The sequence below is a fragment of the Vibrio sp. YMD68 genome (assembly GCF_029958905.1).
Classification (GTDB): domain Bacteria; phylum Pseudomonadota; class Gammaproteobacteria; order Enterobacterales; family Vibrionaceae; genus Vibrio.
The window spans coordinates 43,911-69,238 of the sequence record NZ_CP124615.1 but is presented as its reverse complement, the minus strand read 5'-3'; the positions used below and the strand labels follow the sequence as shown (position 1 = coordinate 69,238).

Sequence of the window (25,328 nt, the reverse complement as noted above, 5' to 3'; positions counted from 1 at the left end):
AACACTGTCAGGCACTGGTTTATCAAATTAAACTTATTGCACGGTTCGAGTGGTAGACATCCGTTCATGAAATGCTGCGAGTTGCCAGCCTTCAATCCATGCTGCTTTCGACTCGTGATCATTGTGCGGGTTTTCTGCGTATGGCGTTCCACTTTGATAAGCAAAAGCGCCTTGCTGGAGAACTCGGTGGTAGTCAGCTTCACTCATCGAACTATACACCCTTAGTTCTTTACCCCACACCTCATCACTGTTTGGGTTATATGCCATAACATTGACCTCTCAGCCAGATTACAGAATCATATATTAACCCTGTAAAAAGTTTTGTCTATCGCTTATACAACGGTCTGTGATCGACTGGCCTCCAATTTTTTCTGGCAGATTTGACTTCGCCTCGAAGAGCCATAAGCTTTTTAAAAAGTGTCTTATCATAGTCCAGCTTCAATACTCGCCCACAACCATAGGCTATGACTCCCTGTGCTTGAGGTAGCCAGAATCGCTGAATTAACCCAGTATAAAGTGTGAGCTGGTACTTTTCACGGATTGTCATTCGCCCATTGAACGCTCTGCTTTTAAATTCTCCTGCAATGTATCTAAAACGCAATGGATCAAAAAATACTGCATCAGGGGCTCCGCAGACTCCTCGGCGTTTAATAAACCAAGGCTTTTTCCAACCGCCTATATCAGCCCCCAGCACGATACAGTACCAAGGCATATGGAACTGCCTCTTAATGGACAGCCCTCTGAGAATAACCATCAATAGGCCGATTGACGCCACCAGCAAAAACACTAGTTCCCCAGTCATAACAAATCCCAGTTAATAGCAACCAATATGGCTACAACAATAATCACTAACCACGGTAAAAGACTGTTACCACTTCCTGCTCGGGCGTGAGCCTTTAATCCAGCGTTTGCAGCCTCGGAGTTGTATGCTTGTCCTCTGTGCTGGCAAAATTTAGATGGATCAGCGGCATAGGCGCTTAAATGACTTACGGATACCCAGTTTGAACGCTTTCTTCTCACCCAGTAATTCCTTGTAGTTCTTCAATTGCCTGTTCAGCTGCGTTGATGACAGATAGTGCGTTTTGGGTGTACTCATTGCTAATTTCGCCATCGAGCCCTTCACACCACAAGCCAAATTCCTCCTGGGCAACTTCATCGCTTATACCCGCAGCTCTGAACACCATTAACCAATCTTCAATATATTGATCTACGTGAGCCATACTCGGTTCCTTATTATTGTTTCTTCAATTTAATCGCTTGCATTAGTGTGGTTAGGGCAACCCAAAGCATCGTAACAATGCATACAAACCAAATGATTCCAACAAATATGAGCCATGCTGACTCACTACTTTCTGGTCCATTTGGCATCGTTATTCCTCCCAACGCGGCAGCAGCGATCATAGCTATAAGACTTAACGCCCAGCGCTTTGAAAAATCTTTAGCGAGTGACTCCCATTCCTCATTTGGGGCTTTAAACCAACAAACCAAACCAATGACTAATGGGCCTATAAAGAAAAAATCCAGCATTACTCCCCCCTATGTTAGAAACGTACTACCGTTACATCACCGAGCAATACGTCATCAATTCTATCCGGATATAGCTCTCTGGTTTTTTCAACAATTTCAAACGCAGATGAAGTAGGAAAACTCGCAGTCAACTCCAGCTCTGTCAGCCTTACCGCCACTCGCTTGCGTCTAATGCTTTGTGAAGGGATGTTTTCTTGGATCAGACTTTTACTATGTACAGCACTCTGGTAATCATCCCAATCAACCACGCTGTAAGACAAACCGCGTTCTATTGGTCTTGTCCAACCAGGTAACACTGATTCCCAAGCGAGTTCTCTTTGTCTCCATTCTGAATCAGTCACATCGTTAGGTTTATCTGTCGAGTTTTGGTAATGATAATCTTGAAATCCAACGTCGATTAAGGATTGGCGATACCCAATATCGTTTTCAACGTAGTACAAACCTAATGTATGTTGTCCCCAGGGAATTAAGCAGACATTAAAAGTGAAGTCCCAATCCGTACTACGAATACCGTCCACCAAAACTTTATGCTTTTCCTCGATAAACATAGTTCTCAGATCTGACAGAGTTTGGCAGCTTCTATCCTTTTGGAGCATGGTTACGTTTGCCGAGATATCTGCATTAAATGCAAGCTTTCTAGCTCCCAGTTTTGCTATGGATTTTTTGGCCGTATCAACGCAACCAGAGCGCAAGGAGCATAATTTGGTTAGTGCCTGCTCTAACGTTGTATTGCGCAGAATTAACCCATTGTATATTTTAGTGCTCACTTCGAGTTCCCTCACTTCGATCCGGATTTCTCACATTAACCAGTTCAGCTAAGGCAACTCCCGAGGATGCACACCCCCACATAAACATAAGGTCGATAAAGGCAGGATTATCCCCCAGATGAAAAAGGCCACCGGACAAAACCATGAAAAGCCCTATTCCAGAGATCGTTACGATTCGTTCTAACGGGCGAGAATCTTGATTGAGAGGCTGGTGGATGAGAAACCATCGAAGAGCAAAACCAATACTCATACCACCAACAATGAACCCAGGCCATTTCAATTTTGCACTGACTAATGCCAACGAACCCAAGAACGCCATCAAAAAATACAGTCTACGTCGATTCACTGGCCTTCCCCATCACTGCTTGTTTTTTCCCACAAGTGGGCCTTATCAATAACGCTCAAAACAGCACAAATTAATGCGAATCCATTTGCGATAATTAAGAGCTTTTCTGGTAAGTAAAAATTGGTAATCAACTGAATAAAGTTCAGGACAGCCATAGCTATAAACACGTAAATAAAAAAGCGCTTTACTTTGGAATGCAATTTATAGCCATCTAATGCCACCATTTCGTTTTGTTCCGTCACGACATTTCTCCTGTAGTAAGTGAAAGCTTCTTATCATCGCTAAAGAACATCCATTCTCCGTTAAATCGTTCGGCCAACTCTTTCGCAGTGATATCTCCAGGCATGAACATACAACCAGAAACAGAACCGCTATTCTTTGACAAGTATCGGTTTAAAGCAGACATACCTGCCGAAAGTAATGTGTCGTAGTGGCTATCGTCGTACTGTGAGATCTCCAGAGCTAACTTAACAACGGACTCATTGTGACTAGAATTCAACAAGGCTACGGTTTTTTTCTTGTTTCCCAACAAGTCGCGTACTTTCTCAACTGTTGGTTCATAACCTAAAACCAATTCAATAGATTCAACTATCCGAGCTGTAAACTCTAAGAACGCGGGATCAGACTCTTTTGAAAGTTGTTTTGTAATAACGCTCAGTGCATTGCTCATAGCCAACTCCTGTAATTTTTAGTGTTTTATCAGTATTTCATTTGGTTGGATTTCTAAAGAACCAAGATCGCACTCAAACTGTAATGAGATTCCCTGATCGTGTGCGATGGCTATCATGTACCTAGCCATACATGAGAGTGCCTCTTGTGTCCCAAGCTCTACCGTTGCCGCAGCCATCTGCTCACAGAATGCCCGGTTCTTTTGCTCATTCATTATCGGAGCCTCGCTACTTTTTTAGATACAAGGGCAATCATGCCCCTACCTACGCTATATACCAATGGGAGTAATTGCCCTTTTCTGTACAAACTAGCGGGTATTTTCAGGATTGATCAAAGCCAATCGCGCAGACAGACTTGAACTCATTTTTTGAATAGTGTTGTTCAATGTAACAATCAGTTTTGAACTCGTAACGTTTATTAGCGACTTGCTAACCCCATAAAATTCTGGATATTTTTCAGGGTTTAGGTTTTCTAAATGAGCAACCAGTCGCATTGCTTCACCTTTGCTCATACAGCTCAGGTTTATCACATGGGCTTTTGCTATAACGTGTAGCAACTTATCTTCAAAGTCCCGGTAAAATTTGCTTTCTTGCTTCAATTCTGAATCCATTATCAGTACATCTCCTATTACTCATTGACCTTGATTGCGAACACGCTAACGGGAGCATCACCAAAATGAGGGTGAGTAATAACCATCTCCTCAAAACCTTTCCACGGTCGAACTAAAATCTTCTCGGTATCCCCAGATTTTGGATAGCCAAGCTTGATATGCACCTCATCATACTCGCGGCCCTCCAGACGTTTCCGCCAGTAATCCGTTTGAAGACGATATTCATACTTCTTTTCCCCGGTTTGCATTTGTCTGAAATACAGAGCTTTCACAGGGAGATGAAGAACTTTCATTTGAGACCTCCAAAAAACTAAAGGAGCTACCTCCTCAATATTACAGCATCACTTTATAATACTTATAAAATTTTAAAAGTCTACAGGCATAAAAAAGCCCCGGCGCAATGCCAGGGCTAATTTGAGGTTGGATATTACAATCAGAGCTTTCCGTGCCGCAAGATGAACTTCTCTCGGTCCAAAATACCCCAGTCCGTTATCATATAGTAGCCTGTAGCTCCTCGCTCTCCCCTCGATTCACGGATGAATATAATTTTCATATCAAACTCATCACGAAGCATCGCCAGTTGGCGTTTAATAGTGGACTCAGGAATCTTGGTCTCTGAATGGAGATCGTGCAAGCTGGGCTTATCTAACTTAGACAGCGCATTTACCAGTTCAAACTTGCGACTCATATCCTGAGATAACTTCATTCCATACTTACCTTACTCAACGCTTACGAGCTCGATGTCAGTCACCGCTACTTTAATTGGCTTTACTTCCTTTTTCTCACCAACAAGAGTCTTAACCCAAACCACATTTGGTTCAGTAGCAATACGATCTGTCATCAGTACACCACGCTTATTTTCACTCTCACCGATAATATTCACGGTGATGACTAACTTACGTGGGTCAGCCCCTTTCCAGTCTTTACCTTTTGCAAGAGGAGGTTCAATGCCTTCTTCTTCGGCATCATCGGTTGCATCATCACTTTCATCAACCTGCTTATCACCCGGCGCGTTTGTATCGCCTTGAGATGAAGCATCATCAGAAGTAAATTCCTCTCCCGTAGCTTGATGAACAACATTATTGCCCGTTGTATCATCAGAACTTTCCACATCACTTTGTGTAAAGTTGCCACCCTTCTCTTCACCCAATTCTGAGTCAGAATTCGAATTATTATCCTGCTCAGAGTTATTGGTTACTGCACCATCTTCATTTGAAGTTGGTTCATCACCATTCTTGATACGTTTTGCATCATTCAACAACTCACGACTTTGCTTACGTGTCATGCCATCACTCATAGCAACGGCACAGACAGCCCGGCATCGCTCTTCATTCAGTTCGAATAGCAAACGTAAGTTATTGAGTGTTTCCGTATCAGCTGTAATGTCATTATCGTATAATTCTCGAACGCAGTCAGGCATTTTTAATAATGAAAGGTGCGTTGAAACAAAAATTGTGTTCTTACCGATACGTTTTGCAACGTCTTTTTGCTGCCACCCTTTATCAATGAATACTTGTAAAGCATTAGCAATTTCAAGTGCAGTCAAATCATCGCGCTGAATATTCTCTATCAATTCTCCCGCTGTTTCGTCCAAGTCCGTTTGTTCTTTTTCGTTAACAACGATGTCAATTGTTGGAATATCTTTGGCCTTACATGCTCTCCAGCGACGTTCGCCCTTTTGAATGACATATTTGCCGTCTTCATTTTTCGGGTAGACCACAATCGCGGATTGCTGGCCTTCTTCCAAAATTGAATCACCCAGTTCCTCGATATTACGGAACCGTTTACGAACCTGTTCTTTTGAAATAACTTCATCAACAGGAACCGTCAGAATTACCTTACCATCTGGCTGCTTTTTTTGGGCGGCTTGAGCTAACTGGTTGAGGTTTTTTAGGTTATTTAGTTTCATCTTAACCTACCTTCTCTACAATCTCGTCCAGCACCGCTCGCACTTCTTTTGCTGCTACATGACCATAGCGAAGAGACCATACTGGAACTCCATCTGTAGTTGCAGAATCAAGCGGTGGACGGTGTTGAATAATGTTACTAAAGATCAACTCTGGGATAGCTTTTTTCAGCTCAGTAAACGATTTGTTGTGGTTCACTGAACGATCCATATCATTGATGACAATGCCCAGGATTTCTAAGTTTTGATTGTGCTGTTGCTGAACACCGATAATGGTCGTCAGCAAGCCCTCTACACCATCAACCGCAAAGCCAGATAGTTTTACAGGACATACAACATGCGTCGCAATCATCAGTGCAGCAACCAGCTTACGGCCAAGACTCGGTGGGCAATCAATCAACACGTAATCATAGTCTTTGATTAGTTCTTTTAAGTGTCGAGCTGGGTTCATTGCTTGTTCCAATGGCACTGCCTCCATCTCAAACAAATCCGGATCGTTTTTGGGCGTGTAAATCAAATCAACACCACATGGACACTCCGTTACTTGAATGCTTGAGCAGTTATCAAGGAACAATTCAGCTACTTTAGTACCGCTATATACTGGCTCGTAGCTGCCATCTTCCAACTCCACACGAGGAGCCAAACGTGAAGATGTATTACCCTGACCATCGAAATCCAGTACCAGGACTTTTTTCTTTTTTTCTGCCAAATCGAAGGCTTGCTGGATACAGATAGTACTTTTACCCACGCCTCCCTTCTGATTGGCATAGGCGATAGCTTTTGCCATGTTTACCTCGCTCTCCGATTGCAAATGAGATTCCTAGTGACGAAACATCGCCACTTTCACATGTGAAAGATTCTAACACTCACTTTATGATACTGCAATGTCATATCGTGGTACTAACATAACAATTACAGATAAAAAAACGGCCTCAAAGGGCCGCGAGAAAAATCATCAATGTTTAGGTGAGCTGTATCGACAGAACAATGTGCATCCTGTCTCAATCCAATATTACCTTGCGCTTGTTTTTTTCGGTTAGCAAGTCTTCTTTAGTTTCTTGGTTCTGGATTGGATTATTGTCAGCCAAATCCTCAATAGCTACTGGGCTCTGTGGAATTACTGGGCGTCTAGACCTGACGTAATACTCCCTTGCTAGTTCAATATCAGCGACAGGATGCTCAAGGGCGACGAAATCCGCATCTACTGAACGGATGTTTGCTCCGTGACGGGCCGCGATCCTTTTCAAGCTAAGCTCCAGATATCTTAACTTCTTGGGACGAGCAATACAGACTTCTGAGCACGTTTCAGCTAATGCCTGAAAGTCTTTGTAGAACTGTTCGGGCAAGCCTTTTACGTACAACTTACTCGTTTGCCCTGCAAGTCCTGGTTGAGGTATGGGATGTGGTAGCTCATGGTACTCACGAGCGAACTTTCTTTTTATGAAAATATGCCCCACATAACCTACCGACACAAAAGCAAGAGAGTATCCAAGCCATGAACCAACAAGTAGCGTTCCACATATCAGCAATAGGGATTGCATCGGAAACCCTAACACCGAAGGGGATAAACTTATATGCCGATATTGATTTGCTGCTAATGAAATTGGCTGGTAGTTCATACTATTTTTCTCGTTAGTCTGAGTTATTACTTCGCTGTTCTGTATCCTCTTTCGCATCCTCGAAGCCATCACTCCAGAATTCGGCATCTATGCCTCTATATGGGTTGGACAGTTCCTCTTCTCCGCTCAGAAAGGCGTTATAGCCCTCTTGGTAAACAATTTCTTGCTCTTCACTCATCGTGCTACTCCCTATTTAATGTGAATTATTCCAAAACGGGAATTAAGCCATTGTCTCTTAGTCGGTCTAGAGCTTCGCAAAGGGCTTCTACATGGTGCGGATAACCATTGTCTCTGGCATTGGAAATCATTTCTTCAAGCGCAGCCTGAACAGTGTCATTGCTTCCTGATGCCACTCTTTCAATGGATGCCCAAGTCTCAGCGTAATTCGGCCAATCGCTCTCAACAACAACACACTCCAGAGGAGCTTTACCTGTAGCTTCTCTGTGAGCCGCAACTTTGCCAAGAAGTCTATCGAGCTCCCCCTTCTCTTCGTCACTCAAGGCCGAGTCAACATCACTTAGTTTAGCCACCCAATACTTTGTCTTTTTTTCAAAACTAATTTCATCATTATTCATGATCTTCACCTTACGTATTACTGAATTTCTTTGCTGATAGCATCCGCTACTATCTCTTTTTTGAGTATTTCAATCTCACGTTCTTCGTCTTGTGTATCAAGAAAAAGCGACCTTCTTAGCGTTAACCGACGAATCGCGTTAAGTAAATTTTCATAAAGTTCAGATGTAGCATTCTCCCCAGTCAAACAATCAAGGTCCATATCACCATTTGGTAGGGTACAGGCTTGCTTTGTGATGTAACTAGATAGCAGTTCATACCCTTTACTCGAAGCTTGTTCCTGTAGCTCAACATGGTGTGTTGGGGCTAGTGATTTTTTGACAGCCCACATACTGGCTAAGTCTTCCTTTAGCTCTACGTGAGATGTCATAGCCTTGTCTAAAACTAATAAATGCTCAGCTGCTAACTCACACTTTAGAGAAGCAATTCTGTGGCTACACAGCATCAAATATTCTTGATGCTGCTTCATTGCCGTATGAACCGCAGACTCGTCATAAAGGTTTACTGATTGACCAATGTAATTATGCTCAAGACTTTCAATATGATGATTCATCAAGTCTTTTTTGGTAGGAACGGCAACTGACTCGGCGCTCGATGTGGACGCAAACAGCAAAATGGAGAGCAAAACAAGGTAGTTTTTCATCGCATTAATTTCCCTTGTTCGTAAATTTTGTCCTTTTCGAAATTAATAGCGTCTATGCGCTTTTGGAATGGACCAAACTCTTCTCCATCAATCACAACCTTCCAGCTGCAACGCCAAACTCTCGTCCATCCAGCAAGCTTCGAACTGTCAGAACAAACAAGACGAAGAGCGTAAAAGGCCAACATTAAAAAGAAATTAGTTGGTACGATTTTTGATACTCGTTTCTTGTCATAGCTCTCCAGTGTGAGACCTTCAAAGGAAACTTCATCGGCGAACCCGATCACTTCCCCTTGCTTAATTACAATCCGCTTCTTCGTCATACTCTAGGCCCTAATCCAAAATAACTTTACGTTTGTTTTTAGTGATTTCGATTTCTGGTTCAACTGGCTGCACTTTAGGGGCTGCTGTAGACTGATTTAAAACCACTGGCTCTGTTTGTTCTTGCGTTTGCTCTCTTAATTCGTTCAAATTAGGTAAGTCACTATCTCCCGCACTACGCTGCGCATTTCCATTGGCCCCGGCTAGTGACATCAACATTTCCAGTTCTTGTCTTTCTCTATGCTTCTTATAGAAAAACCAAATTGAAAACATGAGCACCATTGGCAAAAGTGCTAGTGCAATAGAAGAGAATCCAATATCGTCTTGAGTATCGACTGTAGTTGTCGCTGGAACTAAAATGGCCTGCATAATACTGGGAGCATTCAAGATCATCACACCAGCCGCAACGTTTATAAATAGTGCGCTAATACTCTGACGCGCAATCCCCTGAACCAAACCCATAAAAATCGCTATTACAGCCATGCCTTTTACTAGCGCAGAATCCGTTAAATCGGAGAGCTGTTGTAGCGCATCACTAAACGGGTCAAATGGATTAGTTTCACCAGCTGAATTTTTGACTTGTTCTGTTGAGGCATCATCATCCTTTTTTGCATCTTGATTAAGTTCTTGACGCACTGCATCAGCCGTCATAACACCTTCATCAAGAGAGGCCAGTCCCGCCTCCAAACCACTTTTTGCTGCCTCTGCTATTTCTGGCCCATTCTTAATCAAAACAGAACTGGTAGGATTTTGACCCGCTCCACCAACTGGATATAAACCAAATTTCACTTTCAGGTAATTTTTGGTTAGCTCAACCGTTTGAACATCGACACTCTTACCTGTTGTAATGGCTAAGTATTCATCCAACGGCAGCTCCTGATGATCTTTCATACCACCAAGAAAGCCATTCACACCAATATCAGGGATGCGACATCGTTTGTTTCCAAGGTAAGTCCGGTATTCACTGTCTTTTCCTGGACAGATGAAAAAACCACCTTGCGAACCACCTAATTGACGCCATTTCTCTGGAGGAAACGTCTCTATACGAGTTTCAAGAGGCTTTTCTCCATTAGACCGATAATCGAATATCTGTGACTTTTGAGGAAGAATAGCCTCCGTTCTAGTGCTGTTATTAGAGCCATTCATAACAGCAACAGCTGCTGCTGCGGCACCGCCATTAGCGAGTACCGCAGGAGCAAAGAGCAACCACCCAGAAAGCATCATTAAAGATACAATCTTACGAGTGTTCACTACCATGTGTTGGTCTCCGTATTCGTTTGAGACTGAGTTTGAGTATCGAAGTGGTACTCATCCTTTAAGTGTTTTTCTTCAACTTCCAACTCTTCTGGTCGGATTTTGTTTTCCAACTGTTCGCAGCTTTTGCCTTGGAAACCGCTAAAGTCAGCGCTCACCTTCCCACCTTTGATACGAATATTCACTTTCTTAGTCATTACCAAACCGCCTCTTCTGCTACTAATTCCAATGTTCCGTCATTGTGCTCTTGAACAGTTACGTTAAATCCTTCTTCTGTAAGCTGTTGCTCGTAATGAAACGCTAAATAGCGGTCCGAAACTTTGGATGAAACCTCTCGTGTCCAAGAGCCCATTTCTCCCCAGTTTTCCTGATACTGGTTGAACACCCCGTTTTCATTACGATATCCAATGCGAAATTTTGGGTTGCTTTTATTTACTAACACGAGGTCATAGTTACCTGCTGCTTTTGAATAACTGCCGCCACCTAGCGCGACATACAGCCTTTCGTTCTCAACGACAATGCCAAGTGTTTCAAGTGCTTTGCGTAGTAGCGTTTCGTCTTTGTAGGCGACTGTCACCTTACCTTTTACGATATGACTCATTCTGCCATTCCTTCTAATCTTTAACCTTTTTGTAAAACACGATAAGTGCATTACCTTTCAAGCCAACTGAAACTGGCTTAGTGAGCCCCTCACCAATTTCTTTATCAAGATGCTGCTGTAGAGTAAGCCCAGCACCAATATGCTCGTAAGTGTAAGAAACACCTTTGAGCGAATACCACGGCGGAACAACTCTGATTTTTACTGAGCAACCTCCACCAATAGCAACCACTTTACCCTTGTCGGAACTGATACCATCACACACGAAAAAATCAGCGCCTGAACGGTAATACTGCCTAGAGAAGATGAAGCCATCACTAGGTAGCCCAGGCACAATAACCTCATCCTCTGCTTTATGTTTTAATCTATCATGCTGCATTATCAGCATAATTCCGCCAGTGCCATTGGCATTGACAGAGAATGCTGTCCACAGCAATGCGATAATTGACACCTGAGTAAAACGCATACCTACACCGACACCTTACGCCCTGAACCAGCTTGATTTTCTTCTTCAAAATTATTTGCTGGATAGAACCCTTGATCACGAAGGCGGCGAATCTGGTCTATATCTTCTTTACGTGTTTCGCTGGTGGGAGTAATACGACCGACGGCATCTAGCAAATTTTCGTTATTGAGTTCTTTGTCTTCTGCGTTAGCAAGGTAAAGAGCATCAATAACCGCTTGTTCTATTTCTGCGCCTGTATAGCCAGATGTTGCGGCCACCAGCCTATTCAGATCAAATTCAGCTAAATTAGCTTTTTGTTTTGCAATATGGATTTCGAAGATTTTATGGCGCTCTGCGTTTGTTGGCAGGTCAATAAAAAATGTGCGGTCCCATCGCCCAGCTCGCATTAGTTCAGGTGGTAAGCTCTGAACACGGTTAGCTGTAGCTACGATAAATATCTTCTTCTTGCGTTCCTGCAACCAGTATAAAAAGCTGCCTAAAAGGCGCTTCGACACTTCGTGCTCACCATCAGCGTTACCAAAGAATTTCTCAATTTCATCAATCAGTACAACAGTGGGGCTGATCTCTTCAATGGTTTGTAGCGCTCGATTGAACAGGCGCTCTGTCTCACCAAGATATTTACTATAAAAGCGGCCCATATCCAGGCGAACTAACGACGTCCCCAGAACACCAGCAGCGGCTTTAGCTGTCAGTGATTTACCACCACCAGGTACACCAGCTAGTAAAACGCCCTTAACGGGTAGGTTGCGGTCCCATCCAGCTTTGCGAACGTTAAGAAACTCTTTTAAGTTTTCCAGACCACCAACATTCTCGATGTCCGTTGGTTCCAACACATCGAGACCGACGTCGCGTAAAATATGTGCTTTCTCTTTACGGATCTCACCTAAGTACTCTTCGTTTTTGAACTTGAGATACGCGGAGTAAGTAAAGACGTTTTTCATTTGAGTGTGAGATAGGCCACGAGCATAGTTAGCAATGACAGAACGTTCGCTATCATCAAATACACCACTTTCCTGAATTGACTGTTCGCAAGTTTTTAAGAGCTCAATGATCTCTTCATCATCCATAGCGGGTAAGTCGATATGGTAAACAAACTCATCACTCATCTGTTCCTTACCAGCAATGATGTAATTTATGCCTTCGTTCTCAAGATAAAAAAGCGATGATTTGAGAGCAGGCATAGTTTCATGGTTAGCCTTCATTCGTTCGTGAAAGAACGTGTCGAACACGACTACGCCATTCTTGTTGTCCTTTGTCGCTTCTGCTACGAATGCTTTTAACGTATTTGGATCTGGTAGTTTCTTAAAAGGCATCTTCACAAATGCCTTCCCTACATTTTTTGCAACCAGTTCAAAGACTGTCTCTGCGCGGCCAAGCTCAAACGTGCTGACGTTAATCACCGGGAAAGAAAGCTTAATTGGCACAGCTAACTGGTCCATATACTTTTGATTATTCATTACGCGCCCTTAACTTCCTTCGTCTGCTCTCCAGAAAAAACCACACGGAATTGGCAATTAGCCAATAGCACTTGCCCCGCCGTTTGAGATATTTTTTCTAAATCACGGACATCTGATTTTACAAACTTGTGTTTCACACCATTCATATTGCTTTTAGTCACTAGCCACTCCTTATTGAATGATTAATCGCAACAGCTTGAGTCCGATGAACTGGAACTGCTGCCACTACTTGAATCAGAACTACTTGAATCACTGCTGGTTGAAGAAGACATCATTGAACCCACAACCACTCCTGTCATGAAGTCATCACTGTGGTTTGTACGAGAACCAGTTCCGCCTCTTCTTGAGCCTGAGGTTCTATGGTTTCTTGCTGGAGAGGAGTGTCTCGATGTGCGACTACTACCATTTGCTGTGCGAGATGATGAATATGCCGAATTAGAGGACTGTTCGCTTCTATGGATGCCAAAACCTATGACAGCTGTAACAACAAAAGCAAATCCAGCACCAACACCCCATGAAAAATCGAAATCAAAACCCGATTTCGCCTCACTCATCGCTGAAAATTGTTTGTCTAGAACAGATTGAAACTTCACTAGATCAATGTCATCTCCGACTTGGTAAGTAACCTTGAGTTGTGGCCTTTTCGCGTCAATGACCTCACTCATGGTGATGTGAGCTTTTTTACCTGTGTTATAAGCCAGGTAGTCATCTAGCCAGACTTCTGGATAATCTTCCAATCCACCTAAGAAGCCATTAAAGCCACCAGCTGGTGTCCGGCACTTTTTTCTATCTCCATACGTGCGATAGAAGTTGTCGTCACCTGGACATGCTAAAAACTTTCCGGAGCTTGGATCTAACCGCCATTTATCCCAGTCAATTAGCTCAGTACGCTCTTCTAAACCGTCTTCGTTATATCTGATAGTGATGCGGGACTGAGGCGCTTCTTCTTGGGCCTTATCATCACTCGCCATCATTCCAACCGCGACTCCAGTAACAAAGTCACTAGCTTGAACTGATGCACAGCTTCCCGCCAACATAAGAGCAGCTATTGTATTTCGCAAACTCCATCTCCTTATCGTCTTCATCATGACCTACTCACTTTCCGTTATGACTTTTTATTCTTTCATCTTACAAAGACCAAAGACACACGTTGCGAGTCCTTATATGGACAGTTTCAACTGATTTACCCCATTTTAATATCATTAAATGATTCTGTAAACATTACTCCCCACTTTCACATGTGAAAGTCAAAGCCGCTTCAAATATTTTTGACCGTATCATGATACAGAGTATAAGCTTACCAATTATGTATCATGATACGCGGAGCTACTGATGTTTCTTACTTTTGGGGTAAATCAAAAAGGAAAATGGATAGGGATAGATGAAGTAGATAGTGGAAAAACAGCCTTGTACTGTCCTTACTGTAAGCAGCAGCTGATTGCTAAAAAAGGAACACTAAAGGAACATCATTTTGCCCATGATGGTAAAACTTGCCGCATATCTGAACAAGCCGCCAAATATACAGAACTACCAACCTTTGATCATTTCGAGCTTCTTGATGCTAATGAGCTAAAGTACCTGGAGCGCAGGCAGCGGTATAAACACAAAGAGATTTATGGCTGGGTTGGAATGCGGGAGGCAATCCAACGGCTAGAGGCCATGCAAATATTGTCTGTTAATTATGACGGAGAGCGCCACTCTAATGATGTGGTGAAAGCGACTGAGCGCTTGATCGCGCTGCGGAAATCGCTAATCAATGATGAAGGTGAGCCGTCATCATTTTTGATAGACATATTGAATGCACTACAACCTCTTACTGGTCACAACCTCGTTGATAAATGGTCTGATTCAAGAACGATCGTTTCAACGTCGATAAATAGAAAATATCATATGAACAAGCTTTCAAAGCTAGATAAGTTCAGTCAGTATGAATCTGCTCAACGTTATTGGTTTGATGCTTACTATCGTAAAGTTGCACTACTCTGTCCTGATTTCCTACCAATGTTAAACGCAAAATATCACAGCTTGAATAATCAAAGGCTATATGTGTTTAGATTCTCAGCTGCAATCTCAGGGTGCCCAGAGAGCTTCATAAAGATAGGTATGACAACAAGACCAACCGAAGAACGATTACGCGAAGTTCACTCAATGCTGTCCTCTTATGGAAAAGTCTTCACCTCTGAGGTCCTCTGTGAAATTAGCCACGGAGGGAGATTAGAACGACTTATCCATCACCATTTTGCTCAGCACTTATTATCATTGGGCAGTCATCGAGAGTTCTTTCATATCCCAGGTACAGCACTTGAGCAGCTGGTGGACGATATGACTACATATGGGCAGATCGCACCCTATTACCCACCTGAACTGGACTTATCCATAAGTAGATGCCCAGCCTCAGCAGGTAGAAAAAAGAAATCAGATTCTGAGATACTGGCAGAGTATCCCAAAATCATAGAGTGTTTAGAGAAAGGGATGGGTATAAGGCCCACCAGCAGAGAGACTGGATATAGCGTAAATACGATTCAAAAAGTAAAACAAGCTATGGCTCACCAAGCAGGTCGAATCTAATGCTCAGCTCTGTGCGGTTTTGCTTTTACCATTGGTGTTTATTGGGATTTTTGAGTGTCTCATGAAACATACGAACTTTCTCTGGCACTTCATGGTAAGGGTATAACTCAAATCGCCAAACGCCGCGTTTTACTTCTGGCACGTTTAACTTTCCAAAAAACGAGCGATAGTGTTCAATTTTGGAGGAATGGTTCTCTCGAAACTCAATTGCTATCGCATTGTGTGACTTCAAAAACCTGGCTATTGCACCAAATAACGCGGTCCCTAAACCCATACCGGTGATTTTTTCATTCAAAGCAAAATGCTGAACGATTGCGATGCCCCCACCATACATAGAAATCCCTTCAACCCAACCAAGGGTATACCGTTCTTTCTTCACTTTATAATCGCAACTAATGTTTGGCATAAAGATCATACCGTGACTGTCCGTGAGACCGAACATCACTGCATTACCAATAACACGGGAGCCCCACTCCAAAGGTTGCTCATTGAATCCGGTAAAGTGACTTTCCGGCTTCTTTTTCCAATCTAGAATGTTTCGTTCTAGTTCTGGTGTGACTCTTTTTTTAAGTACTTCAATATCCAATTTTATTCCTTCCAAGGTTATTGTTCGCGCTCAAAAACAGTTACTAAGGTGCGACGTCCATTATCGTTAACAATAAGGTATGTGAATTTGGAAGTTGGATGCCCCCAAGCTTCTACATTGTCGGCAGTACCGTATTTTTTCGCTTTATGGGCCAAAACATTTGCAGGCAAATTTCGAATTCTCAACTCAGGATGTTTAAGTCGATTTACTAAACTTGCCCAGGGTTTTTTGGGATCTCCAGTGCTCAATCGCTCTTTATACTGATCAACAGCGTGAGCGGTAACATAAACGGTCCCCATTGCTGGTGTTTCAACGGCATCATGCGTATTTGCATATTCCTGACGATTTGCATCTAAGAGCACTGGTACACATGATTTTGGGTCGGCCATGAACTCACGACTTTGTGATACCTCTATTTGCACTCCAGCCATTCGGTTTTGAAGAAATGCTGCAAACTTTTGTGCATGTTTTTTCGTAGATTTACCACGGGCAAGCTTTTTGATTGCTCCCTTTGACACAACGAGTTTGTAGCCAGAACCAGAACCCGGCTCTCGACCCATTACTTTTTCTTCAAAGAGTAGGTATTGAATGGCTGATAATTCTGAAATCAAATCAGAATCTTCATGGGAAAAGTCGATTTTCACATCAAGAATTCCACTGCGTTTAGTGCCCACACGCCAGAATACTCGGCTCGTTTGGTCATCTAGTTTTTCAGAAAGAGTGGTTAGAATCATCATAGTCTTATCTCCGGTATTTAAGATCCCTTCCGGCATCGCCGTAAGGACCTCATTTAGTTAATATTCATACTTACTTTATCATGCTTTTTGAAAACGCAACCCCTCCCCTCCACTTTCACATGTGAAAGTCTAAGTAGAAGTCCAGCTAGTACGCCCAACTGTCAAAATCTGCATGGGTGAGAATTTCACCGTCTTTGGCCGGACGAACATAAACACTTCCATAACCCCCTTCTGTTCCAATCGCGTAACACGCAATAGAAAATGCAATTTGAGGGTTAGGTACAGTGGCAACTATTTCTTCATTGATTGTTACGACAGAACAATGACCCGTGTACGAATCTGGCAACTCAGAAATTGCGGTTGCTGCATCGAGCGTTTCACTTCCATCCGATATCAGAATGCTCATATTTAGCTACCAAACTGTACTAGAATCCAAAGAAACTACCACCACCAGCAAGTCCTGCCGAATCGCCAACAACAGCAGCATAAATGGCAGCAGCTATTGCCGCAACGATGACAAACTTAACGATGGCAAAGCCAAAAGAGAACAGCCTCCATATTAAAAAGAACCCAATCACAGCAGCAATCCAGCGCCAATCAAAGGGTATATCACCTAAAGAACTATCAAGGGCTCTCTGAACTTCATATAGCCAGCCGTTTATCATATCCATAAGATCAATCTCCAGAGCATCATGCTCTTAGTGTACCGACATGACATTTTTTTAAGAGATGAGAACTTGCCCTTTTTTGGGCAAATTGAGGGACATGACAAAGAGCTACTTAGTAAAAGAGTGATCTGCTTTAGGATGGCAATCCTATTTGTGGTTGGTTGTGTTAAATAATCTACCACAATTCTATTTTGTGGTATCATTGATAACACATTTTACCAAAGGAGCACGACAATGGATATCTGGCATTATCCTCGTACACAGCTTGCTACGTTTATCCTTAACGGGATGGACAAAGGTCTTCTTCAACGTGTTTCAATCTTCGCTCCACGTAAGCGAGGAAAAACTCAATTCATTCAAAAAGATATCATTCCTATGGCTCGTGAACTTGGTGTCTTACCTATCTATGTAGATTTTTGGATGCAAAAAGACGACCCAGAAGGCATCTTCATTAAATCCGTCATTGATGCTTGTGAAAGGAATGAAGGATTTCTACATAAGCTTGGCAAAGCTCTCAACTTCAAAAAGTTAGGTTTTAGTGCAGCTGGTGGCAAAGTTGAAGTAGAGCGTTCTCAGGGAGAATTGAGAGCTGATTTGTTCGCTGTATTTCAACGCTTAAACGAGCTGGATATGCCTGTTTTGCTGTTACTTGACGAAGTTCAGCATTTGGCTACTCGCAAAGAATTTGACTCGTTTACGGCAGCTCTACGCAGTTTTGTAGTGAACAGAGAGGATAACAACGTCAAATGCATCTTCACAGGTTCCAGTAGAGAGGGGTTAAGTCGCTTATTCAAAGACAACAAGGCTCCATTCTACAACTCCAGCCAGACCCAGATATTTGAAGAGCTGGATATGGATTTCGTTGAATTCGAGTTGGCCGCATTCAAAAATGTCACTGGTGGTGTCGAACTCGACAAACACAAAGCCCTAGAAATCTTAATCAAACAAAATCGCGCTCCCGCTCGGTTTGTTGAAATGTTAAAGAATATGGCCCTGAACATGGTTCATGACCTAGATATTGGTGTCCATCGTTATGACGTTGATCGTATCGAGTCAGAGGACCACTTTTCAAAAACATACGAACAACTGAAACCTATCGAAGTGGCGATCCTAAAGCTTGTTGCTGCCAATGAGTCAAAAGGTCTTTATACCAAAGCAGGACTAGACAAAGTGAAAGCTTTCACTGGCGACCCAGAAACAGACGTTACAAAATGGTCGGTGAAAAATGCAGTCACACGATTGAAGTCGCTTGAGCTAATTTACAGCCCAGAGCGTGGGAAGTTGGAAATTGAGAACCACGATTTTCGTGATTATATTCTTGAAAAATAAGTGCCTTTCGGCATGTTAAGACTATTAGCCCATGCTTCATGCGTGGGTTTTGTTTATGAGTTGTACTTCTATATTCTCAAACCCCATGTCTCTAACCTGATTTACCAGGATATCAAGCCTCCACACTCTCAAGTCACTGGTTCTTCCATGTCTAATTGCATACGCGATTCCTTTACCACTATCAATCCCAACCAAATGAAACTTGTTAGGATGCAGTTTAGATTCCTGCGCAATTAGTTTGGTCATTGTTCGAGTCTCCGCGAGACGGCGGAACTCACCTTCTTTTACTTGATGAAAAACGACTCCAGACATACATATCACCATTATGTTGACTACATATGCTCATTATGTCGATTTAAAGGGGGAAATCAAAGAGGTTTTATTGCTGGGGCACGATAAGTAATAAGCTGAGGTTCGAAGCAGAAACGCCATCAGCCAGGTCAGTGATGTAATTTTGCACAAACTTTAACTAATTGTCCAAAGTCTCAAACACATCCCCCAGCAATATAGCACAATTAGTTCAACTGACTTTCAGTAACAACTTGATCCCAAGTGTGCAGTACCTTCGACAAATGCTGATGCTTCTTGTTGAACTCAACATCACTCAGTACCGCTTTATACGGGGCACTTAGGTCGGAACAATTAATATTAGCCCCTACCAGTTGAAGCGTGTCAGTGAGGGAACCACCACTAGCATCAAGCCCTAAGCGGTCAACGGTTTCACTACTAACAAGCGCTTGTACAACATTGGCAAAGTCGCGTGAGCTTAATTGTTCAATACTAAGCTTTGTCTTACAGCTACTTTCCACTGCGGCCTTGTATTGAATGGTGTATTTCGCGTTAACTGGGGCCATAGAGTGCATCGCCATTAGATACGCATCAACTTCTGTTTTAGGGAAAACATCCGCTTGAGCTGAAAATGCAGTTAACGTCGCTAGCAGTAGTCCAATTTTCTTCATCATTCTTGTTCCTGTTACATTGTTCAAAGTGGCATTATTTACTCGACTGATTTTCAAGCTAAATATTACATTCAGTCAAGCACTTATCACTTTTCGAACATGGGTAGTAATTCCTCAACGCTTTTTTCACAAGCGGCTTGTCTACGGCCACTTTCGTAAAAGTAAGCCCATAGACTTTGTGGCATCCCCTCAAGAAACTCGATAGGAAAAGGATTAGGTGTTTTAGCCCAACAGTTTTGCTTCTGGTCAGAATAACCTTGTCGTTGCGCATCTTGCTGAAATAACGTGTACAACGCTTTTAGTTCATCATCATTATAGAAACAATGATAATTACCACCAACTAGTTGGTTAGTCCCTAGTTCTATCCATAGAGGATACCGGGAAGAACTACCGAAACAAATTAACTGATACTGTGGCTTCGATTGTCTTACCTCATCTTCACAAAGCTCTACTTTGCTGGTGGTAAATGTGTCTTTCCCTATTAAAAATGAATTGTATTGATACTGACTAGCCATTTTATCTCCTTGATATTCATATTCGCGCTGGGTTTGCCCGGTTCCGGCATCCACCTCGGCCAATAACTCGCCATCGAGGCCGTAAACATAAAGCACATCCACGCCACCAGCGTCACCCGCCTTATGTTCCAGCGAAGAACCTCATTACTTCCGCTGGGTAATGGAATAGGTGCCCACCCTTGTCGAAGAACAAGAACCAAATAGAAGCTGCCACACAGAGTACCCCCGCAAGAATCATTTCTATTGATGTTTTCGAATAAATAGTAAGCCTGCTCCTATTATCGAATTTAATTACCCTGTGTTTAAATAAAGCCACACACCCAACATATATACATCTTATCCCTGTAGGAAACGCAATAAACACAACGCCAACCGTCATAAATGTATATAAAAACATATCTACCCAGTTATTGATTTCCAAAAGCTGTCCCCAAAGCCGCGCCAATAACTCGCCATCTAGGCCATAAAGATAGAGCACATCCACGCCACCAGCAGGCTTAACCGCTGGTGGCAATATTTCAAGCCGTTCTCAATACTGCCTTTTCTTAAAGTAGCCAAGCCTTCTCAGACGAGATAAGAAATTCTTTTTGAAATACAGCCCACCCGGCAATGCTGCTAAAACAAAAAGCACCATAAAATAAACTGCATAAACCACATTAGAATTAAAAGCTTCACGCCACCCATTAATAAACACGGGGGCAATAAATAACGGTGCAACCAATACACACGCAAACAACACGTAAACAATAACCCCCCCCACATATTTAGCAAAGGCACCGGACCTACCCAGGAAAAATAGAGTTTTCCCATAAACAACGAACCCTACTAATAAAAGACCTGATACAACAACAAAGTACATGGCCGTAACAATCCACATCATATTAAAACCCCTTACCAAATAATTCACCCGAGCCAACGGTAACACCTTCAACCACAGAGCCAACAGTATTTCCCGGAATTTTATTTATCCCTGATGAACTTAATGGACGTCCAATGATTGTAAAGCGATAAGGGCTAATATAACGCCCTATTGTACTTCCTAGAGGTCCTCCTAAAGCCCCTCCCAGCGCAGCTCCAGCCACAGCGGAAAAATCATAATTACAGTAATCAGTAACATCCTTTCCTGAAACATATAGACCAGCACTTTGACCAAGCAGGCTGGCTATACCCGCACCAGCTGCCGCTCCGGCAGAGTGTGCTCCAAATATATTAACGAAACCAACTAATGCACCAGTGCCAGCTCCAGCTAATGCGCCTTGCCACCCACCTGAAATGTAGCCACCTATTCCCCCAGAGATCAGTCCATAGGCCGCACCCGCGAGCCCATATTCCCCAGTAGGATCAATTAGCCTTAAAGGGTTTGCGCGAACATACCCATAGGTATCCACTCCATCGAACAAGCCAAGGCGGTCTGATTGCAAGTAACGGCCAAGTGCCGGGTCATAGTAACGATGCCAGTTGTAGTGAAGCCCTGTCTCTGCATCGTAATACTGGCCGGGGAAACGCAAGTTGAACTTGATTTGTTCTGTCGTGACAGTCGCTTTGCCGAACGGAGAGTAACTGGCTTTCCATACCGTGGCTCCGGTCTCATCGGTCAATGCTTGCGGCGTACCCAAATGATCGTTATGGACGTGGTAGACGGTGCCATCGACTAGGTAAGCCACCAGCTGGCCGTCAAGCCAGACATATTCTCGCAGGGTTTGCCCGGTTCCGGCATCCACCTCGGCCAATAACTCGCCATCGAGGCCGTAAACATAAAGCACATCCACGCCACCAGCTGACTTCCTCACCCGTTGATGAGCGCTGTTATAGTGATAGGTTGATGTTTCGCCATTGACCGTAGCCTCAGTCAATCTATTGAAAGCATCATAGACAAAGACATCCGTTCCTCGGCCAATCGTGTTTCCGTTTGCATCATAGCTGTAGGTGATCGAGCCAATACTTGTTTTGGTTAGACGATTGCTATTGAACACAATGCTGTACGAATCTTTCACGCCGTCACGGTAGATAGCCGTCCGGTTGCCGTTGTAGTTGTAGGTGTACTCTCGGGTCCCGTAACCACCAGTAGCCTCAATCAAGCGGCTCAGCTTGTCGTAATTGAAAGTTTGGCTATAGCCACTATCCATTAAGTCTGTAATTGAATCGACATTGCTATTGGCCGTATAGAGATAACTGCGGTGCATTGCACCAGCAACCTGTACAGACTCCAATTGATAGTTCATATCGTACTGGCGCTCTTCCCAAAGCCCATTTCCATGAGTCAGATCAGTTACAGGCCCAAAAGGTTTCCGTACCAAGTCAGAGACTAATGTTCTGCTGTTAACACCATTCTTCAATGTAACGCCAATGACCTCACCAGCTACATTTCGCTGATATACCGCTTTGCGGCCACTCGGGTACTCGATACTCGCCAACTGCCCTGCACCATCATAGGTGTAATTGGTTAACAAGGTGCGGCCATCCACAATTAGTTCTTGGCTGGCTATCTCACCACTGGCTGTGTAACTGTATTTTGATACGCCAGAAGCGTCTGTAATGGAAGTAAGCTGCCCTACCCCATACAGCGCTTCTGGCTCATCGTAGCGGAATGTCACACTAGCATTAGGTTGACCATCCACAGTGATTGAAGAAAGGCGATTAAGCGCGTCGTAGTGATAAGTGAAAACCTGACCTTTGGCATCTGTTTTACCGATCAGGTTTCCAGCCTTGTCATAAGTGTAATGAGCCGTGCCTGTGTCTGGGCTTTGTACTGAGAGAACATCGCCATATCCGTTGTATGAATAGTAAGTTCTCCGCCCTCTTGGATCAGTGACTCTCGTTACTAAGGCATTATCGTTATACTGCATTGCAGTGGCGCGGTTAACAGGGTCAATTGATTGGAGCAGGTTGCTAAAACCATCATAGCGGTAGGCATAAGCATTTCCAGAAGGATCAACTTTGCCAGTCAGGTTGGCTGTCTTGTCATAGGAATAGGTATAAACATTGCCCGTTCCATTTGTTGTTGACGAAAGCCAACCATTCAAAGTGTAACTATGCAGTTGCTTCCAGTGAGCAATACCACTGTTATCTTTCAGCTCAACTTGCTCAATATTTCCTAGTAAATCTCGATTAATGCTTTGTCTATTTCCATTTGCATCAATCACGGCCATAAGCTGCTGAGCAGCATCGTACTCATAAGTGAAAGTGCTGTTGGTTGGTAAGGTGATAGATACCAAGAGTCCTGATTCATCGTAAGAGTACAATGTAGTTCCGTCTGGACCAGTAGAAGAAATCAATTGACCTAACGTGTTGTAGTTAAGCGAGTAGCTTACTCCATTGGCATCTGTGACGCTCTGAGCCCTTCCATGAGCATCGTAATTGTCAAATGACACTACGTGCCCAAGAGAGTTGATAACTCGGCTTAGGTTGGCTTGAGCGTCGTATTCAAAGCGCGTTACATCATCAACATCCACCCGAGGACCATCCACTGATTTCAGTTGTCCAGGAACACCGAGAGAGTCTGGATAATATTCAAATGTCCACTGCCTGACATCTGAGTTGGTTCGGTCAATCAATTTAAGCGTTAACAGCCGCTGGTGGTCGTCATAGGTAAATTCTTGGACCAAGTATGACGATGTAATTTTGGTTGGTTTTGGGAACTCTGAATGCCATTGTGTTGTGATCGTATCACCAGTCGAGCTTGTCCTCGAAATTTCAAGTCCTCTTTGGTCATATTGGTAAGAGAATGATTGGCCTTCTTCATTGATAATAGACTTCAACTCACCGTTGGTATCGTAGCCAAACGACTTCGTACCACCAGTAAAGCCAGTACATGCAGCACCCTGTATACTGTCAGGCTTTAATTTTCCGTTATAACGACTAAACAGATAATGTTGTTCGTGACCTAGAGCATTCGTTACCGTAACTGAGCCATCAGGGTTGTATGTAACACTTGTCCTATCAACACCACTGCTATGTTCGCTCAGAACAGCGCGACCCGAAGGATCATAAGACCACGTAGCAAATCTGCTTCCCTTTTCATCCGTAAGGCCAGTCAAAAGGCTTGGGTTTAAACTGTCTTCATAGTGGTAACGTCGCTGATTGGCATCCGGTTTATGTACTGCAACTAACAATTCATTCGAATAATCGTAAGAGAAGGTTTGTCCAGCAGGGTCGATCATCTTTATGATCTTCCCTTGATCATAACTAAACCTTAAAGTCCGGCCAAAACTGTCAGAAACAGAGTCTAACTTACCGTTGGTATAATTCAGATCCAACTCATTTCCCGATGGATGAACAATACGTATCAACTGACCATTACTATCATATAGTTCGACAACACCATCAGCTCTCTGATATCTCCAACCAGAATCTTTGTATAACCGATCATCACTTTTCCATGTTGGCATCCAAACCGTATTTGTCCGGTAGAATGCTAACTCTTTCCCATCTGGCCGATGCAAGACAACCATATTCTCTCCGTGACTTTCTTTGTCAAAAATCACTTTGTTTGAATAGTTATGGCTCCATCCAATACCAACATCGCTTTGTTTACCACTCAAAGCTAACTGGCTGTTGTAATGTCTTGTGAATACAAGAGGCTCCATACCAGCGCTTACATAATCGGTTTCTTGCTGATATTTATTACCAGTAGCTAGGTTGATAGGGTTTCCAACGCACAGTTCTGTTTCTGGTTTACCAAGATCTCTATTGAGAAGTGGTGAATCAGTCATCTCCCCAGGAATTATGAATTTTGTCAGTGTAGTTCCAGAGAGAGCTCCAAAGTAACAAGTGTCAGGGTCATAACTACCTGGAGCATCACTACGATGCATACACAGCCATGAGATTAGTCTTCCATCACTATACGTTTCACTCGGGTATAGCTTTTCACTCACATAGCTGTGTGTGCTTGCGAGCTCGTTAATTCTATAGTCCCTTAAAAATTCATGCGCTTGCTCTGGGAGATCAAATCTCATTGCATCAATTTCTGAACTACCACTGGCATTGATACGCCACTGAGCAGAAACAGCACTAGGAACTATAAGTGCTAACAAACAAGCTCTTGCGATTAAGTTAGTATGAAAATGATCCACTGGTTTCTAAAGTCCATTAATTACCTTCTACACGGACTTTATTATCAACTTAATCAAAGAGATTAACTTCATGCTTAACTGCCCTATACGGGCGCATACAGACATGAAACAATGGCTAATATGGAAGCGGGTTTTAATTGA

Annotated in this window: 38 protein-coding genes; 2 read left to right on the top strand and 36 right to left on the bottom strand. The window is 43.1% G+C overall.

What is annotated here, in order from left to right; all coding sequences use genetic code 11:
• Positions 1–33: 33 nt before the first annotated feature.
• The 26 genes from QF117_RS21875 to QF117_RS21750 all read right to left on the bottom strand — a co-directional run bounded on the left by QF117_RS21875 (position 34) and on the right by QF117_RS21750 (position 13,814).
• Positions 34–267, bottom strand: a complete 234-nt coding sequence (locus QF117_RS21875) for a hypothetical protein (RefSeq protein WP_014386693.1) — start codon at positions 265–267, stop codon at positions 34–36.
• A gap of 58 nt (positions 268–325) precedes the next feature.
• Complete coding sequence (locus tag QF117_RS21870) at positions 326–802, bottom strand: hypothetical protein (protein WP_017086512.1); 477 nt, start codon at positions 800–802, stop codon at positions 326–328.
• A gap of 214 nt (positions 803–1,016) precedes the next feature.
• Positions 1,017–1,220, bottom strand: coding sequence for a hypothetical protein (locus QF117_RS21865; protein WP_074189610.1), 204 nt, complete (start codon positions 1,218–1,220; stop codon positions 1,017–1,019).
• Positions 1,221–1,233: 13 nt separating this feature from the next.
• Positions 1,234–1,527 (bottom strand): hypothetical protein, encoded by a 294-nt coding sequence (locus QF117_RS21860; RefSeq protein WP_032073016.1) that lies wholly within the window; start codon positions 1,525–1,527, stop codon positions 1,234–1,236.
• Between the two features lie 14 nt (positions 1,528–1,541).
• Entirely contained in the window at positions 1,542–2,294 is a 753-nt protein-coding gene (locus QF117_RS21855) for a hypothetical protein (RefSeq protein ID WP_069541810.1), read from the bottom strand.
• Positions 2,284–2,640, bottom strand: a complete 357-nt coding sequence (locus QF117_RS21850; RefSeq protein ID WP_089204918.1) for a hypothetical protein — start codon at positions 2,638–2,640, stop codon at positions 2,284–2,286. Before QF117_RS21850 ends, QF117_RS21855 begins: the two co-directional genes overlap by 11 nt.
• Entirely contained in the window at positions 2,637–2,882 is a 246-nt protein-coding gene (locus tag QF117_RS21845; RefSeq protein WP_140259110.1) for a hypothetical protein, read from the bottom strand. The genes QF117_RS21850 and QF117_RS21845 overlap by 4 nt, the downstream gene beginning before the upstream one ends.
• On the bottom strand, positions 2,879–3,310 hold the full coding sequence (locus QF117_RS21840) for a hypothetical protein (RefSeq protein ID WP_041154759.1): 432 nt from the start codon (positions 3,308–3,310) through the stop codon (positions 2,879–2,881). Before QF117_RS21840 ends, QF117_RS21845 begins: the two co-directional genes overlap by 4 nt.
• An 18-nt stretch (positions 3,311–3,328) precedes the next feature.
• Positions 3,329–3,523, bottom strand: a complete 195-nt coding sequence (locus QF117_RS21835) for a hypothetical protein (protein ID WP_053309142.1) — start codon at positions 3,521–3,523, stop codon at positions 3,329–3,331.
• 93 nt (positions 3,524–3,616) lie between these two features.
• Positions 3,617–3,919 carry a hypothetical protein gene (locus tag QF117_RS21830; RefSeq protein WP_074189612.1) on the bottom strand — a complete coding sequence of 101 codons (303 nt, stop codon included), beginning with the start codon at positions 3,917–3,919 and terminating at the stop codon, positions 3,617–3,619.
• Between the two features lie 17 nt (positions 3,920–3,936).
• The gene (locus QF117_RS21825; protein ID WP_014386682.1) at positions 3,937–4,212 is read right to left on the bottom strand and encodes a hypothetical protein; all 276 of its coding nucleotides are present in this window, start codon (positions 4,210–4,212) and stop codon (positions 3,937–3,939) included.
• A gap of 140 nt (positions 4,213–4,352) precedes the next feature.
• Positions 4,353–4,625: a helix-turn-helix domain-containing protein gene (locus QF117_RS21820; RefSeq protein ID WP_014386681.1), complete on the bottom strand. Its 273-nt coding sequence runs from the start codon at positions 4,623–4,625 to the stop codon at positions 4,353–4,355.
• Positions 4,626–4,637: 12 nt separating this feature from the next.
• Positions 4,638–5,828 (bottom strand): KorB domain-containing protein, encoded by a 1,191-nt coding sequence (locus tag QF117_RS21815; RefSeq protein WP_140259107.1) that lies wholly within the window; start codon positions 5,826–5,828, stop codon positions 4,638–4,640.
• 1 nt (position 5,829) lies between these two features.
• Entirely contained in the window at positions 5,830–6,612 is a 783-nt protein-coding gene (locus QF117_RS21810) for a ParA family protein (protein ID WP_041154764.1), read from the bottom strand.
• A gap of 214 nt (positions 6,613–6,826) precedes the next feature.
• Positions 6,827–7,444 (bottom strand): hypothetical protein, encoded by a 618-nt coding sequence (locus tag QF117_RS21805; RefSeq protein ID WP_181388136.1) that lies wholly within the window; start codon positions 7,442–7,444, stop codon positions 6,827–6,829.
• A 13-nt stretch (positions 7,445–7,457) separates the two neighbouring features.
• Positions 7,458–7,622 (bottom strand): hypothetical protein, encoded by a 165-nt coding sequence (locus tag QF117_RS21800; RefSeq protein WP_164496845.1) that lies wholly within the window; start codon positions 7,620–7,622, stop codon positions 7,458–7,460.
• A gap of 25 nt (positions 7,623–7,647) precedes the next feature.
• Complete coding sequence (locus tag QF117_RS21795; RefSeq protein ID WP_181388135.1) at positions 7,648–8,019, bottom strand: hypothetical protein; 372 nt, start codon at positions 8,017–8,019, stop codon at positions 7,648–7,650.
• Positions 8,020–8,036: 17 nt separating this feature from the next.
• Complete coding sequence (locus tag QF117_RS21790; protein WP_053309138.1) at positions 8,037–8,660, bottom strand: hypothetical protein; 624 nt, start codon at positions 8,658–8,660, stop codon at positions 8,037–8,039.
• A complete protein-coding gene (locus QF117_RS21785) occupies positions 8,657–8,980 on the bottom strand; it encodes a hypothetical protein (RefSeq protein ID WP_181388134.1) in 324 nt (107 codons plus the stop codon). The genes QF117_RS21790 and QF117_RS21785 overlap by 4 nt, the downstream gene beginning before the upstream one ends.
• A gap of 10 nt (positions 8,981–8,990) precedes the next feature.
• On the bottom strand, positions 8,991–10,235 hold the full coding sequence (locus QF117_RS21780; RefSeq protein WP_282389569.1) for a hypothetical protein: 1,245 nt from the start codon (positions 10,233–10,235) through the stop codon (positions 8,991–8,993).
• Entirely contained in the window at positions 10,229–10,429 is a 201-nt protein-coding gene (locus tag QF117_RS21775) for a hypothetical protein (RefSeq protein ID WP_017086532.1), read from the bottom strand. Before QF117_RS21775 ends, QF117_RS21780 begins: the two co-directional genes overlap by 7 nt.
• Positions 10,429–10,833 (bottom strand): hypothetical protein, encoded by a 405-nt coding sequence (locus tag QF117_RS21770; protein ID WP_017086533.1) that lies wholly within the window; start codon positions 10,831–10,833, stop codon positions 10,429–10,431. The genes QF117_RS21775 and QF117_RS21770 overlap by 1 nt, the downstream gene beginning before the upstream one ends.
• Positions 10,834–10,846: 13 nt before the next feature.
• On the bottom strand, positions 10,847–11,296 hold the full coding sequence (locus QF117_RS21765; RefSeq protein ID WP_181388132.1) for a hypothetical protein: 450 nt from the start codon (positions 11,294–11,296) through the stop codon (positions 10,847–10,849).
• A 2-nt stretch (positions 11,297–11,298) separates the two neighbouring features.
• On the bottom strand, positions 11,299–12,753 hold the full coding sequence (locus QF117_RS21760) for an AAA family ATPase (RefSeq protein ID WP_282389568.1): 1,455 nt from the start codon (positions 12,751–12,753) through the stop codon (positions 11,299–11,301).
• Positions 12,753–12,914 (bottom strand): hypothetical protein, encoded by a 162-nt coding sequence (locus QF117_RS21755; protein WP_225472006.1) that lies wholly within the window; start codon positions 12,912–12,914, stop codon positions 12,753–12,755. The genes QF117_RS21760 and QF117_RS21755 overlap by 1 nt, the downstream gene beginning before the upstream one ends.
• A 21-nt stretch (positions 12,915–12,935) precedes the next feature.
• Positions 12,936–13,814: a hypothetical protein gene (locus tag QF117_RS21750; protein ID WP_258521618.1), complete on the bottom strand. Its 879-nt coding sequence runs from the start codon at positions 13,812–13,814 to the stop codon at positions 12,936–12,938.
• Between the two features lie 271 nt (positions 13,815–14,085).
• Here QF117_RS21750 and QF117_RS21745 point away from each other — a divergent pair, with 271 nt between their 5' ends.
• Positions 14,086–15,321: a GIY-YIG nuclease family protein gene (locus QF117_RS21745; protein ID WP_069541802.1), complete on the top strand. Its 1,236-nt coding sequence runs from the start codon at positions 14,086–14,088 to the stop codon at positions 15,319–15,321.
• 25 nt (positions 15,322–15,346) lie between these two features.
• Here QF117_RS21745 and QF117_RS21740 read toward each other — a convergent pair whose 3' ends face one another.
• From QF117_RS21740 to QF117_RS21725, 4 genes are all read right to left on the bottom strand, one after another.
• Positions 15,347–15,907, bottom strand: coding sequence for a hypothetical protein (locus QF117_RS21740; protein WP_140259098.1), 561 nt, complete (start codon positions 15,905–15,907; stop codon positions 15,347–15,349).
• A gap of 17 nt (positions 15,908–15,924) precedes the next feature.
• The gene (locus tag QF117_RS21735) at positions 15,925–16,644 is read right to left on the bottom strand and encodes a hypothetical protein (protein WP_053309210.1); all 720 of its coding nucleotides are present in this window, start codon (positions 16,642–16,644) and stop codon (positions 15,925–15,927) included.
• A gap of 145 nt (positions 16,645–16,789) precedes the next feature.
• Complete coding sequence (locus QF117_RS21730) at positions 16,790–17,050, bottom strand: hypothetical protein (protein ID WP_140259097.1); 261 nt, start codon at positions 17,048–17,050, stop codon at positions 16,790–16,792.
• Positions 17,051–17,069: 19 nt separating this feature from the next.
• Positions 17,070–17,315 carry a hypothetical protein gene (locus tag QF117_RS21725; protein ID WP_046224236.1) on the bottom strand — a complete coding sequence of 82 codons (246 nt, stop codon included), beginning with the start codon at positions 17,313–17,315 and terminating at the stop codon, positions 17,070–17,072.
• 231 nt (positions 17,316–17,546) lie between these two features.
• On the opposite strand from QF117_RS21725, the gene QF117_RS21720 reads away from it, so the two are divergent.
• Positions 17,547–18,641 (top strand): hypothetical protein, encoded by a 1,095-nt coding sequence (locus QF117_RS21720; RefSeq protein WP_046224237.1) that lies wholly within the window; start codon positions 17,547–17,549, stop codon positions 18,639–18,641.
• Between the two features lie 36 nt (positions 18,642–18,677).
• On the opposite strand, the gene QF117_RS21715 is transcribed toward QF117_RS21720, so the two are convergent.
• From QF117_RS21715 to QF117_RS21690, 6 genes are all read right to left on the bottom strand, one after another.
• Positions 18,678–18,953: a hypothetical protein gene (locus QF117_RS21715; RefSeq protein WP_014386655.1), complete on the bottom strand. Its 276-nt coding sequence runs from the start codon at positions 18,951–18,953 to the stop codon at positions 18,678–18,680.
• A 203-nt stretch (positions 18,954–19,156) separates the two neighbouring features.
• Positions 19,157–19,603: a hypothetical protein gene (locus QF117_RS21710; protein ID WP_014386654.1), complete on the bottom strand. Its 447-nt coding sequence runs from the start codon at positions 19,601–19,603 to the stop codon at positions 19,157–19,159.
• Between the two features lie 83 nt (positions 19,604–19,686).
• The gene (locus QF117_RS21705) at positions 19,687–20,217 is read right to left on the bottom strand and encodes a hypothetical protein (RefSeq protein ID WP_282389567.1); all 531 of its coding nucleotides are present in this window, start codon (positions 20,215–20,217) and stop codon (positions 19,687–19,689) included.
• Between the two features lie 19 nt (positions 20,218–20,236).
• Positions 20,237–20,629, bottom strand: a complete 393-nt coding sequence (locus QF117_RS21700; RefSeq protein WP_282389566.1) for a hypothetical protein — start codon at positions 20,627–20,629, stop codon at positions 20,237–20,239.
• A gap of 15 nt (positions 20,630–20,644) precedes the next feature.
• On the bottom strand, positions 20,645–20,995 hold the full coding sequence (locus QF117_RS21695; RefSeq protein ID WP_069541863.1) for a hypothetical protein: 351 nt from the start codon (positions 20,993–20,995) through the stop codon (positions 20,645–20,647).
• A 1-nt stretch (position 20,996) separates the two neighbouring features.
• Entirely contained in the window at positions 20,997–25,148 is a 4,152-nt protein-coding gene (locus tag QF117_RS21690; RefSeq protein ID WP_282389565.1) for an RHS repeat-associated core domain-containing protein, read from the bottom strand.
• Between the last annotated feature and the right edge of the window lie 180 nt (positions 25,149–25,328).

Bases quoted from the DNA above. Each gene is read 5' to 3' on its own strand.
- QF117_RS21875 (WP_014386693.1), bottom strand. From the start codon at position 267: ATGGCATATAACCCAAACAGTGATGAGGTGTGGGGTAAAGAACTAAGG.
- QF117_RS21870 (WP_017086512.1), bottom strand. From the start codon at position 802: ATGACTGGGGAACTAGTGTTTTTGCTGGTGGCGTCAATCGGCCTATTG.
- QF117_RS21865 (WP_074189610.1), bottom strand. From the start codon at position 1,220: ATGGCTCACGTAGATCAATATATTGAAGATTGGTTAATGGTGTTCAGA.
- QF117_RS21860 (WP_032073016.1), bottom strand. From the start codon at position 1,527: ATGCTGGATTTTTTCTTTATAGGCCCATTAGTCATTGGTTTGGTTTGT.
- QF117_RS21840 (WP_041154759.1), bottom strand. From the start codon at position 3,310: ATGAGCAATGCACTGAGCGTTATTACAAAACAACTTTCAAAAGAGTCT.
- QF117_RS21835 (WP_053309142.1), bottom strand. From the start codon at position 3,523: ATGAATGAGCAAAAGAACCGGGCATTCTGTGAGCAGATGGCTGCGGCA.
- QF117_RS21830 (WP_074189612.1), bottom strand. From the start codon at position 3,919: ATGGATTCAGAATTGAAGCAAGAAAGCAAATTTTACCGGGACTTTGAA.
- QF117_RS21825 (WP_014386682.1), bottom strand. From the start codon at position 4,212: ATGAAAGTTCTTCATCTCCCTGTGAAAGCTCTGTATTTCAGACAAATG.
- QF117_RS21820 (WP_014386681.1), bottom strand. From the start codon at position 4,625: ATGAAGTTATCTCAGGATATGAGTCGCAAGTTTGAACTGGTAAATGCG.
- QF117_RS21815 (WP_140259107.1), bottom strand. From the start codon at position 5,828: ATGAAACTAAATAACCTAAAAAACCTCAACCAGTTAGCTCAAGCCGCC.
- QF117_RS21810 (WP_041154764.1), bottom strand. From the start codon at position 6,612: ATGGCAAAAGCTATCGCCTATGCCAATCAGAAGGGAGGCGTGGGTAAA.
- QF117_RS21805 (WP_181388136.1), bottom strand. From the start codon at position 7,444: ATGAACTACCAGCCAATTTCATTAGCAGCAAATCAATATCGGCATATA.
- QF117_RS21800 (WP_164496845.1), bottom strand. From the start codon at position 7,622: ATGAGTGAAGAGCAAGAAATTGTTTACCAAGAGGGCTATAACGCCTTT.
- QF117_RS21795 (WP_181388135.1), bottom strand. From the start codon at position 8,019: ATGAATAATGATGAAATTAGTTTTGAAAAAAAGACAAAGTATTGGGTG.
- QF117_RS21790 (WP_053309138.1), bottom strand. From the start codon at position 8,660: ATGAAAAACTACCTTGTTTTGCTCTCCATTTTGCTGTTTGCGTCCACA.
- QF117_RS21785 (WP_181388134.1), bottom strand. From the start codon at position 8,980: ATGACGAAGAAGCGGATTGTAATTAAGCAAGGGGAAGTGATCGGGTTC.
- QF117_RS21780 (WP_282389569.1), bottom strand. From the start codon at position 10,235: ATGGTAGTGAACACTCGTAAGATTGTATCTTTAATGATGCTTTCTGGG.
- QF117_RS21775 (WP_017086532.1), bottom strand. From the start codon at position 10,429: ATGACTAAGAAAGTGAATATTCGTATCAAAGGTGGGAAGGTGAGCGCT.
- QF117_RS21770 (WP_017086533.1), bottom strand. From the start codon at position 10,833: ATGAGTCATATCGTAAAAGGTAAGGTGACAGTCGCCTACAAAGACGAA.
- QF117_RS21765 (WP_181388132.1), bottom strand. From the start codon at position 11,296: ATGCGTTTTACTCAGGTGTCAATTATCGCATTGCTGTGGACAGCATTC.
- QF117_RS21760 (WP_282389568.1), bottom strand. From the start codon at position 12,753: ATGAATAATCAAAAGTATATGGACCAGTTAGCTGTGCCAATTAAGCTT.
- QF117_RS21745 (WP_069541802.1), top strand. From the start codon at position 14,086: ATGTTTCTTACTTTTGGGGTAAATCAAAAAGGAAAATGGATAGGGATA.
- QF117_RS21735 (WP_053309210.1), bottom strand. From the start codon at position 16,644: ATGATGATTCTAACCACTCTTTCTGAAAAACTAGATGACCAAACGAGC.
- QF117_RS21730 (WP_140259097.1), bottom strand. From the start codon at position 17,050: ATGAGCATTCTGATATCGGATGGAAGTGAAACGCTCGATGCAGCAACC.
- QF117_RS21725 (WP_046224236.1), bottom strand. From the start codon at position 17,315: ATGGATATGATAAACGGCTGGCTATATGAAGTTCAGAGAGCCCTTGAT.
- QF117_RS21720 (WP_046224237.1), top strand. From the start codon at position 17,547: ATGGATATCTGGCATTATCCTCGTACACAGCTTGCTACGTTTATCCTT.
- QF117_RS21715 (WP_014386655.1), bottom strand. From the start codon at position 18,953: ATGTCTGGAGTCGTTTTTCATCAAGTAAAAGAAGGTGAGTTCCGCCGT.
- QF117_RS21710 (WP_014386654.1), bottom strand. From the start codon at position 19,603: ATGATGAAGAAAATTGGACTACTGCTAGCGACGTTAACTGCATTTTCA.
- QF117_RS21695 (WP_069541863.1), bottom strand. From the start codon at position 20,995: ATGATGTGGATTGTTACGGCCATGTACTTTGTTGTTGTATCAGGTCTT.